Origin of the sequence: Nostocoides australiense Ben110 (assembly GCF_001050535.1) — a bacterium.
Taxonomy (GTDB): domain Bacteria; phylum Actinomycetota; class Actinomycetes; order Actinomycetales; family Dermatophilaceae; genus Nostocoides_A; species Nostocoides_A australiense.
Genome location: NZ_HG764815.1, coordinates 1197318 through 1207882 on the forward strand (window position 1 = coordinate 1197318; position 10565 = coordinate 1207882).

The 10565-nt window shown below is 70.7% G+C and carries 7 protein-coding genes; 2 read left to right on the forward strand and 5 right to left on the reverse strand.

Annotation, left to right across the window (positions count from 1 at the left end; translation table 11 throughout):
- Positions 1–1627 (reverse strand): UvrD-helicase domain-containing protein (locus BN11_RS05770; protein ID WP_048695627.1); only part of this gene is annotated, 1627 nt, incomplete at its 3' end.
- On the reverse strand, positions 1624–5091 hold the full coding sequence (gene recC, locus BN11_RS05775; protein WP_053084018.1) for an exodeoxyribonuclease V subunit gamma: 3468 nt from the start codon (positions 5089–5091) through the stop codon (positions 1624–1626). The genes recC and BN11_RS05770, both read right to left, overlap by 4 nt.
- A gap of 53 nt (positions 5092–5144) precedes the next feature.
- On the opposite strand from recC, the gene BN11_RS05780 reads away from it, so the two are divergent.
- Together BN11_RS05780 and BN11_RS05785 are read left to right on the forward strand one after the other, a co-directional pair.
- A complete protein-coding gene (locus BN11_RS05780) occupies positions 5145–5897 on the forward strand; it encodes a lysophospholipid acyltransferase family protein (protein ID WP_048695629.1) in 753 nt (250 codons plus the stop codon).
- Between the two features lie 19 nt (positions 5898–5916).
- Positions 5917–6783, forward strand: coding sequence for an exodeoxyribonuclease III (locus BN11_RS05785; protein WP_048695631.1), 867 nt, complete (start codon positions 5917–5919; stop codon positions 6781–6783).
- A 267-nt stretch (positions 6784–7050) separates the two neighbouring features.
- Here BN11_RS05785 and ftsH read toward each other — a convergent pair whose 3' ends face one another.
- Genes ftsH through BN11_RS05800 form a run of 3 tightly spaced genes read right to left on the reverse strand, consistent with a single transcriptional unit; the run spans position 7051 to position 10429 of the window.
- Positions 7051–9009, reverse strand: coding sequence for an ATP-dependent zinc metalloprotease FtsH (gene ftsH, locus BN11_RS05790; protein WP_157043992.1), 1959 nt, complete (start codon positions 9007–9009; stop codon positions 7051–7053).
- 54 nt (positions 9010–9063) lie between these two features.
- Positions 9064–9603 carry an NUDIX hydrolase family protein gene (locus tag BN11_RS05795; RefSeq protein WP_048695636.1) on the reverse strand — a complete coding sequence of 180 codons (540 nt, stop codon included), beginning with the start codon at positions 9601–9603 and terminating at the stop codon, positions 9064–9066.
- Positions 9590–10429, reverse strand: a complete 840-nt coding sequence (locus tag BN11_RS05800) for an ECF transporter S component (RefSeq protein ID WP_048695638.1) — start codon at positions 10427–10429, stop codon at positions 9590–9592. The genes BN11_RS05795 and BN11_RS05800 overlap by 14 nt, the downstream gene beginning before the upstream one ends.
- Between the last annotated feature and the right edge of the window lie 136 nt (positions 10430–10565).

Consider the following 10565-nt stretch of genomic DNA (forward strand, 5'->3'; position numbering starts at 1 on the left):
CCGCCGGTATGCCGCGCAGCGCGAACAGCTCGGCCCAGCGCCGCAGCTGGGCGGCAACGTCGTCGGTCAGGACCTCGCCCCGCTGATCGAGCGCGGTGATGGACTCGCCGATGAAGGGCGTCAGAGCCGCGGTCCGCACGCGCCGCGACCGGTTGGGCATCTCCATGGCCTCGAGGAGCATGAGCCACCACTTGGCTGCGGGCGAGCGGAGGACGGAGTCGTCGGCGGCCAGGACGGCTGGGATGCCGGCGGCCTGCAAGGCGTCGCGGACATGACGCAGCTGCTTGCCCGTATGGCAGAGCACGGCGATATCGCCAGGAGCCACCGGGCGGCCGTCGAAGGTGGCTGCGCTGGACAGCACCCGGGCGATGTCGGTGGCGCAGTCCTTGGCCAGGATGGGCCGGGCCTTGTCGACCCGGGCGAGCCGGTCGGGGTCGGTGTCGAGCATGGCCCGGGAGGCCACCCGCAGCCGCCAGGGCTGGGCATTGGGCAGTCCGCTCAGCCGCGATTCGTGCTGGGCCGCCGTGACGGGATGGACCTCAACCGCCGGGTCCCCGAGCGTCATGCCGCCGAGTCCTGCGCTCAGCGCGGCGACGAGAGGAGCGTCGGAGCGCCGGTTGACCGCCAGGGTCTGCTGGTGATCGGCGACCTGCCGGGCCCGCAGGTAGGTGTTGATGTCGCCACCTCGGAAGGCGTAGATCGCCTGTTTCGGGTCACCGATGAGCACCAGCGTGCCGTGCCCGTGGAAGGCCCGCTCGAAGACCTGCCACTGCACGGGGTCGGTGTCCTGGAACTCGTCGACCAGCACCACGGACCAGCGTTCGCGCAGTCGCGCGCGGGTGGGCGACCGCGGATCTTCGAGCGCCGCGGCCAGGTCGGCGAGCAAGTCGTCATAGGACAGCACCCCCAGGCGGCGCTTGCGGTAGGCCAGCTCGGACCGGACCTCCTCGGCGAAGGCCACCCGTTCGGCCTCGACGCTGCCGGGCTCGGCGTCGGCCGGCCCGATACGCGCGGCCGGATCGCCCACGACCTTCGTCGCGATCTCGCGAGCGGTCTTGTGCGAGAACGGGACCGCGTCGAGTCGGGCATAGCGCGCGAGGTAGAGATCGTCGACGACCTCGGCCAGCAGATCGCTCAGATCCTCGACCAGCGTCGTGCCGGGATCGGTGTCACCGGCCACCCCGAGGCTGCGCAACACCGAATGACAGAACTGGTGAATCGTCGCGATCGTCGCGTCGTCGAAGGCACCGAGCGCGTCGCGGAGGCGATGGTGGCGGACGCGCAGCTCCGCCACGTCGAAACGGGTGCCGCTCGCATCGCCGCTGAGGGTCTTCTCGAGCCGGTCGATGCGCCGGGCCGGCTCGTGACCATCGATGAGCTGGCGCAGATAGAGCTCGGAGCGGATCAGCCGTTCGCGGACCCGTTCGCGCAACTCCTGAGTGGCCGCCCGGCCGAAGGTGACGACGAGGATCTGGTCCAACGAAGTGCCCTCGGCAACGACACGCGCGACCAGGGCAGCGATTGCCCAGGTCTTGCCGGTGCCCGCGCTCGCTTCGAGGATGGTGGTCCCGGCAGGCACGGGCGCGGTGATGTCGAAGACCGGGGCGGTGGCGGTTGGGGCACTCACTTGCCCACCCCCGCGAGCAGTGCCGGCCGGAAGACGCGCATGGCCGTATGCCCGAGCCGCGAGGGCAGGCTCTCGGCCTCGCCGGCGAACTCCCATACCTCGTCCGCGCTCGGCGGGCCGAGCCAGATGTCGAGTGGCGGATTGGGGCCGTAGAGGAGGGCGATGGACGGGTCGTTGTTGTCGAACCGCTTCTCCCACTGCTCTCGTGCCGCCGCCAGCGCCAGCGTCTCCTTGCGTCCCTTGAGCTGATGGAGCCGGGCGGCGTAGTCGTAGGACGTCTTGGGCGCGAATGCCAGCGGCATCGACAGCCCCAGGTCGCGCAGCTCGACGAGCTCGAGCAGGAAGGTGCGCGCCAGGTCAGGGGCGATCGGGCCGACATTGGCGACGCAGGAGTCCTTGCCCCGCCGTCCGATCGCGTGTGCGGTCCACGGCCCGGCGCCGGCGGGCGTGCCGGCCGTGAGGGCCAGCAGGGTGATCCAGGCTTCGAGCCGGTGCTTGCCCGAGAGAGTGGAATAGGTCGGCAGCACGAAGGCCCGGTCGTGCACCCGTTGGACGCTCCCGACGAGGCGCCGGCCACCGCCGATCTCGACATCGATGTCGACCGACCGCGCCGCCACGGGGGAGTCGGTGAGGATGCGCCCGGTCGCTGCGGCGATCGCGTCGGCACGCGGTCCGATGTCCACCAGCAGCCGGTAGCCGAGGGCCGCGGGGGGCAGGCTGCCACGCTGCAGTTCGGCGCGCTCGATCTCCACGGATGCCTTGCCTGCCAACAGGTCCGACAACAGCCGCTCTCCGATCTGCCAGGACTGCAGGCCGTCGAGATCGACCGGGATCGCATCGGGGCGCAACTCCTCCTCGAGCGGGGAGGCGACATCGAGCCGCTCACGCAGATAGGCGCGAGTGGGGTTGGCGAAGAAGGTGATCAGGTCGGCGACGGTCAGGTCGTCGCCGTCACGCATGGGCAGCGGACCGGGCACCGCGAGACCTGAGGTCGCCGCGGCCCCGGACGCGGTCAGGGCCTTGCCGTCCCGGAGCGCCTGGGCGGCCGGCACGGACTGCGGATCGAAGCTGAACGGCACGCCGGAGATCGCGTCGGGGGTGAGGTTCTCGGTGTCGAATGGTTGCAGCCGGTGGCGGCGCACCGGCCGGGTGTCGGCGTCGTCGGCACCAATGGCACCAATGGCACCAATGGCACCAGTGGGGTCGAGGCCCGCCGTGGCGCGCGCCGCGTCGATGAGTTCGCCCAGCGGCACCGCTGGGGGCCGGGGTGCCCCCGTATGCGGATCGGCCGCCGAATAGGTCACGACCAGTGTGTCGGTGGCCGCGAGGATCGCGTCGAGGAGCAGCTGCCGGTCTTCGCTGCGGGCGTCGCGCTCCCCGGTGCGCGGGGCCCGGGCCAGGACGTCGTCGCCGTCGGGGGTGCTGGCGCGGGGGAAGACACCGTCGTCCAGCCCGAGCAGCGCCACGACCCGGTGCGGGACCGAACGCATCGGCACCATCGTGCACACGGTCAGGCTGCCGGTGCGGAAGTTGGCGCGCGTCGCGCGAGACTCCAGCCGGGTGCTGAGCAGCGTGCGGATATCGCTGTGAGACAGGGTGATCGCGCTTGCCGACCCGGCGATAACGGCAAGCTCGCGTTCGAACTCGGCCTGCTGCCACAGGTCGGTGAAGGGCACGTCGGTCAACGCGCTCACCCCGTCGCGCAGGGCAGCGGTCCATTGGGCGGCGCTCTGGGCACACGTGCAGGCGTCGCGGAACGCGGCGATCCGGTCGACGAATTCGACGACGCGGCCGGCCAGTTCGATGCTGCCGCTGTCGACATCGTCGAGGGGCAGGACGAAGGGATAACTGCGCGTGCCGTCCTCGGCGCGGGTCACCCCGAGCAGTAGGCGGTCGAGCCCGGCGTGCCACGAGTTGGCGTCGAGTCCGTCGAGCTGGAATTCGGTGCGGTGCCGCCCGTCCAGGCCCCAGCGGATCGCGGCCTGCTCGGTCCACGCCGCGAAGCGCTCGAGGTCGTCCTCGTCGAACCCGAACCGGCGGCGCACCGGTTCGGTCGCTGCCAGGTCGAGCACCTCGCTCGCCGTGATCCGCCCGGCGGCGAGTTCGACGAGTTGGGCTGCGATCGCGAGCAACGGGTTGGTGAAGATCTTGGACCGGTCGGCGAGTTGCACGCGCAGGTGGTGCCCGGGATGCAGGCTGCTGCCGGGGGTGTCGCCGATCCACAGGTCGCCCAGCCCGAAGTCGGCGTGGATCAGCGGGGCGAAGGTGTCGACGTCGGGGCACATGACGAGGATGTCGCGGGGTTCGAGCGATGGATCGTCCGCGAGCAGCCCGAGCAGCACTTCCCGGAGCACCTCGACCTGCCGGGCCGGGCCGTGCGCACCGTGCACCTGGATGCTGCGATCACCCACGGGTATGCCGCGCTGGGCGGCCTCGGCCGTCGTCGGCACCCGGTCGGCCCGCAGGTCGGCCTGCAACCACTCCAGCCAGGTCGCCGGGTCGGGTATGCCGCCCCCGGCCGGCTCGGCGATCGTCTCCTCGCTCATCGGGCCGGCAAGGGCGAGGGTGCGCTGCAGTTCGCGGACGTCGCGCCCGAGCGAGGCGAGCAACGGGTGCCGCACCGCAAGGACGGATCGATCGTCAGCGCGGGCGCACGGCCCATCAATGACGACCGATTGCAGTGCCGCCCAAAGGGTTTCGGACGGATGTGGCAGCCACAGATGCACGTCGCGGTGTTCGGCCACGGCGGCCAGGAGCTCGACCTCGGTCGACGCCAGCCGCGTGTGACCGAACAGGGAGAGCCGGTCCGGGATGTCGAACGCCTCGGGTGCCGTGCGCAACGACTCGACCGTCTGGGCGTGCCGCGCCACCGGCGTCGGCAGCCTGACCCGGTCGACCACGGCCCGCCACACGTGCGGCTGCCACGCGAGATCGGCATCGAGCGGCGCACCCGAGCCGTCCTCCCACGGCCCCACGTCTGCTGCGGCCTCCCACGACCGCAGCAGGGCGGGGCGTTGCGCGGCATACGCATCGAAAAGCCCCGCGAGGCGGCGCGCCACGGCATACCGCCGGCCGGCGCGCAACCGGCCCTGGGGACTCTCGTCGCCATACCCCAGGTGCGCGGCGAGTTGGGTGGCCCACGGCATACCGAGGTTGTCGTCGATGGCGGCGAGCACGGGCCAGACGAGCTGATCGGGCAGCCACGGATCGTCGCGATCGGTGCCGAGCAGCAGGGTGACCAGGCGGTTGGGAGAGAGGAAACGCACCCCCGCGCACACCCCGTCGTCGCCATTGGCGGCCCCGAGGCGATGCGCCAGCCGCTGGGTCAGCCAGCGCTCGACCCCTTTAGCGGGCACCACGACCAGCTCGGTGGCGAAGGGATCGGACGCCGGCACGGCGAGCACGGACGCGAGCTCCTCCACGAGGAGATCGGTCCGCGCCGCGCGGTGCAGGTGGATGGCCACGGACTCACCCTAGATTCCGCCACCGACAAGGTGGTGAGCCGTAGCCTTGCCCCATGGAGCGCGTCTACGGTCCCGTCATCGGCTTGGCCCTGTCGGTGTTCAAGGCCCAGGGCCTGCAGTTCACGATCGTCGGCGAGCACAACGTGCCGCGTGCGGGCGGGGCGGTGATGGCGATCAACCACACCAGCTACTTCGACTTCACCTACGCCGGGCTGGCAGCGCGCAAGAGCAAGCGGTATGTCCGCTTCATGGCCAAGGCCTCGATCTGGCAGCACAAGATCGCCGGGCCGCTCATGCGGGGCATGAAGCACATCCCGGTCGACCGGCACGCGGGGGCCGCGTCCTACCGGGAGGCGCTGACGGCGTTGAAGTCGGGGGAGATCGTCGGCGTGTTTCCCGAGGCGACCATGTCGCGATCGTTCGAACTCAAGCCGTTCAAATCCGGAGCGGCCAGGATGGCCCGGGACGCGGGCGTGCCCCTGCTGCCGACGACCCTGTGGGGCGCGCAGCGGGTGTGGACCAAGGAGGCGCCGAAACACCGGGGCCGCAGCAAGATCCCGATCTATATCGAGGTCGGCGAGCCGATCTTCATCCCCAAGGGCGGCGATGTGGAAGCGGCCAACGAACAACTGAGCGCGGCGATGCAGGCCCAGCTCGACCGGCAGCAGGCGGCCTATCCGACGTTGACCGGCGACGACCTGCGTTATCTCCCGGCCCGGCTCGGTGGGACCGCCCCCACCCCCGAGGAGGCGCACGAACGCGACGCCCACGACATGACCCGCCATCGGGACGAATTCAACTCCTGACGCCGCATACGATCCTCCGGTGCGGATCGCCACTTTCAACGTCAACGGGATCCGCGCGGCGCGGCGACGCGGATTCGGCACCTGGCTGGCGCGGACCGACCCAGATGTCGTTGCGCTGCAGGAGGTTCGCTGCCCCGAGGCAGCGCTCCCGGATGAGGCGTTCGGGGGCTACCACGCGGCATACGACGCAGGGGCGCGAGCTGGCCGCAATGGTGTCGCCATCCTCACACGAAAGCACCCCGCCGCGGTGCGCACCCTCGATCCCGCCGGATACGACTTCACCCTCGCCCGCGAGCTGCGAGCGTATGCCGACCAAGGGCGCTACATCGAGGTCGACCTCGCCGACGCGCCGCTGACCGTCGCCTCGGTCTATGTCCCCAAGGGCGGGCTGCCGGCGCACCTGCAGATCCCGGCGCGCATGCGCGAGGCACCCGACGGCGGGGCGGCCTTCGAGCGCAAGCTGCGGTTCATGGCCGGGATGACCCGGCACCTGAACCGCTCCCGGCGCTCCGCTGCGGCCCGCGGGCGGGAGTTCATCGTCATGGGGGACTTCAATGCGGCGCACCGGGAGGCCGATGTGGCCAACTGGCGCCGGAGCAAGACGTCGGTGGGATTCTTGCCGCAGGAACGCGCGTGGCTGGAGGACCTGCTCGGCCCGCGGACCCTCGTCGACGTGGTGCGCCGGCTCCATCCCGACCAGGCCGGGCCCTATACCTGGTGGAGTTGGCTGGGGACCACGTATGCCGCGGACGCCGGCTGGCGGATCGACTTCCACTTCGCGAGTCCCGGGCTCGCGCGCACGGCCCGGCGGACGTGGGTGGACCGGGAGGTCGACGGCATCCGGATGAGCGACCACGCGCCCGTGTGCGTCGACTACGCCATTTGACATGGCATTGACGTCTCTAGCGTGGGGCTGACCTGCGGTTATACGCTTGTGTTCACGGCCGCGCGCCGCCGCGCAAGCCGGGTCGTCGGCGTCAGCGTCGATGTCGGCGACTCTTTGACAGGCCGATGATCGCGAGGGGATCGCGATCCACCGCACTCAAGGAGTCCGCCTCATGGTGCACACCCACGAGCCGGGCGCAGGGGTGCCGTTGGTCGCGGCCACGCGCTGACTTAGGTCCAGCGCCGGTCGAGCACGGCCTGGCACCCGTCAGGGGCCGTCGGCGTGTGCCCCCGGCATCGTGTCCTGCGGGGAGGGGGCGGCGGACCGGTCGATGCCGGCCGCGGCATACACCTCGCCCTCGTCGAGCGTCTCCTTCTCGAGCAGCTGGGCGACGATCGCGTCGAGTTTGGGGCGGTTCTCGGTCAGTTGCTGTTTGGCCTGCGCATAACACTCCTCGACGATCCTGCGCACCTCGGCATCGGCGCGGGCCAGCATCTCCTCGGAGAACCCGGCCGAGCGGGCGTCGGCGTCGGTGGGATAGATCTGCACCGGACCGACCGCATCGGACATGCCCCACCGGCCCACCATCTGCCGGGCGATGCCGGTCGAGGTTTCGAGGTCGGACTCGGCGCCGGTGGTGACGACGTCGAAGATGACCTCCTCGGCGGCCATCCCGCCGAGGGCGCCGATGATGCGCCCGCGCAGGTAGATCTCGTCATAGCCGTAGCGGTCGGCGTCGGGCGTCGAGAGGGTGACGCCGAGGGCGCGGCCGCGGGGGATGATCGAGACCTTGCGCACCGGGTCGGCGCCGGGCTGCAGCATGCCGAGGAGGGCGTGTCCCGCTTCGTGGTATGCCGTGCGCCGCCGCTCTTCCTCCGGCATCACGACGTGCCGGGCCGCGCCGAGCTGGATTCGTTCGAGCGCGGAGAAGAAATTGGCTTGGGTGACGTCCTTCTGGCCCTTGCGGGCCGCCTCCAGAGCGGCCTCGTTGACGAGGTTGGCGAGGTCGGCACCCGTCATACCGGGGGTCGACTTGGACACGGCCGTCAGGTCGACATCGCCGGCCAGCGGCACCTCGCGGGTATGGACGCGCAGGATCTGCTCGCGCCCCGCAGCGTCGGGGGCATTGACCGTGATCGTCCGGTCGAAGCGGCCGGGCCGCACCAGAGCGGGGTCGAGGACATCGCCGCGGTTGGTGGCGGCGAGCACGACGACGCCCTCCTTGCCGGTGAAGCCGTCCATCTCGGTGAGGATCTGGTTGAGCGTCTGCTCCCGCTCGTCGTTGCCGCCGAGGGCGCGGCTCCCGGCCCTGGCCCGGCCGATCGTGTCGATCTCGTCGATGAAGATGATGGCCGGGGCGACCTTGCGCGCCTCCTCGAACAGCTGCCGGACCCGTTGGGCGCCGACGCCGACGATCATCTCGATGAACTCGCTAGCGCTGGCGGAGAAGAAGGGCACGCCGGCCTCGCCGGCCGTCGCCCGGGCCAGCAAGGTCTTGCCGGTGCCGGGCGGGCCGACGAGCAACACGCCCTTAGGCGGGCGCGCGCCGAGCGCGGTGTACTTGCCGGGGTTCTTGAGGAAGTCGACGATCTCGGCGACCTCGCCCTCCACCTCGTCAATGCCCGCCACGTCGTCGAAGGTGACACGGATCGACTCGGGGTCGACCGGGCCCTTGCGTTTGCCGCCGAGGAGTCCGCCGCCCATCATCGAGGACTGCTTGCGCATCATCCACACGTAGAAGCCGATGATGAGGATCCACGGCAGAAACGAGAAGATCAGATTGCTTAGCGTGCTACCACCGACGATCGGCTCAGCGACGACCTTGGTGTTCTGCTCCTGCAACTCCTGGAGCAGATCGTCCTGGGCGAACTCCGGTCTCTCCGTCGCGAATTCGGTGAAGGTCGCCTCGGCGTTGTCGGGCTCGGCCACGGCCTTGGCGAGCTTGCCCTGGATGGTGTTGCCCTTGGCGTAGACCTCGGCGACATTCTTGGCCGCGACCTGCGCCTTGAAGTCGGTGTAGGACATCGAGTGCGGTTTGGGAGCGAAAAAGGAGAGCAGGAGGAAGCTCAGCAGGTAGGTGAGCGCCAGCGTGGTGAGCAGGCGCCGCCAGTTGAGTTTTGGCCGCTTCTTCTCGTCCTTGGCCGCGTTGTCCGGCAAACCCTCTGTGCGCCATGGTGTCTGGGCACGTCTCGGCTCGTCGTCGCGCTTCATTTCCGTCGCGGGCATGGAGGCACCTCCGGGAGTGGGAGTGGGGTTGTCTCGGACACGTCGTGGGCCGGTTCAGATGGTGTGGCCGAGGTGCGCGAGGGCGTGGCGCAGCAGCACGCCGTGGCCGCCGTCCATGTCGGCGATGATCGCCGGGTCGGCCGCCTGCTGCGGCGTCAGCCAGGCGAGGTCGAGGGCGTCCTGCTGGGGCGCGCAGTCGCCGGCGACGGGCACGATGAACGCGAGCGCGACCGCGTGTTGGCGGCTGTCGTGGAAGGCCGTGACCCCGGGAGTGGGGAAGTATTCGGCGACCGTGAAGGGCACGGGGATGGGCGGGATCTGGGGGAGTGCCACTGCGCCGAGATCCTTCTCGATGTGGCGCAGCAGCGCGTCGCGGATCCGCTCGTGGAACAGCACGCGGCCCGAGACGAGTTCGCGCTGGATCCGACCCTTGTCCGAGGCCCGCAGCAGCAACCCGACAGCGGTGACGGACCCGTCGGCCGCGACGCGCACCGGAACGGCCTCGACATAGAGGATCGGCATCCGGCCACGGACCGTGGCGAGGTCCTCCTGGCTGAGCCAGGATTCCTGGCGCTCGATGTCAGCTGGGCTCATCCCGTGTTTCTACCATCGCCGAGGCCTCCGGGGCCCTCGAAAACTCCGGCGTCGCATCGAATGCCGCCTTGTGGGCCGCGCGGCGCAAGGCGCCCAGGACGGCACGCCCGGTCACGGCGATGAGCACGGCATTGGTGATGGCGCGCCCGAGATCCCAGCCAAGACTCGTGGCGATGGAGAAGAGGACGAAGCGGTGCAGGTTGGCCGTCGCCGGGTCGCCGGGAACGAACGACAGGCCGGTGCCGGTGCCGACGGCGAAGGGCCAGAAGGAGAAGTTGAGCAGCCAGCCGTATGCCAGTCCGGCCAGCGCGCCGTATGCCGCGAGCATGGCCACCTCGGCGCGTCCGGTGACGCGGGGGAGGAGCCCCGCGCCGAGCCCCACCCACGCGGCGCCGAGCATCTGGTAGGGCAGCCACGGGCCCACGCCGCCGGTGATCAGTGCGGAGGCGAAAAGCGTTGTGGCGCCGAGGACGAAGCCGAAGCCGGCCCCGAAGACCCGGCCCGCGAGGACGAGCAGGAAGAAGACGAGTTCGACCCCGGCGCTGCCGGCCCCGAGGGGCCGCAGCACCGCCCCGACCGCCGACAGGACGCCGAGCATCGCGACGGCCTTGACGTCGAGCCCGCCCTCGGAGATCTCGGCCAGGACGACGGCGAGCAAGAGCGGCAGCAGCAGCGCGAACACGAACGGCGCGTCGCCGCCGTGCGCGATCCCGGACCCGGGGTCGATGATCAGCGGCCAGCCGAAGGCGAGCAGTCCCGCGACCGACACCACGGCGATGGCGAGCACCGACCGCGGCCGCAGGCGGACGGCGGAGGCGGGCGTCATACTGTCCCCTGCGGCGCGGTCGGCTCGGCGAGCGCGGCGCGCACCTGCGCGACCGTCAGCAGCGGGACAGGCGCCAGGATCTTGGCGACCTGCGGCGCGAATGCCGGTGACGCGGCGACGATTTCGGCGGGGGGGG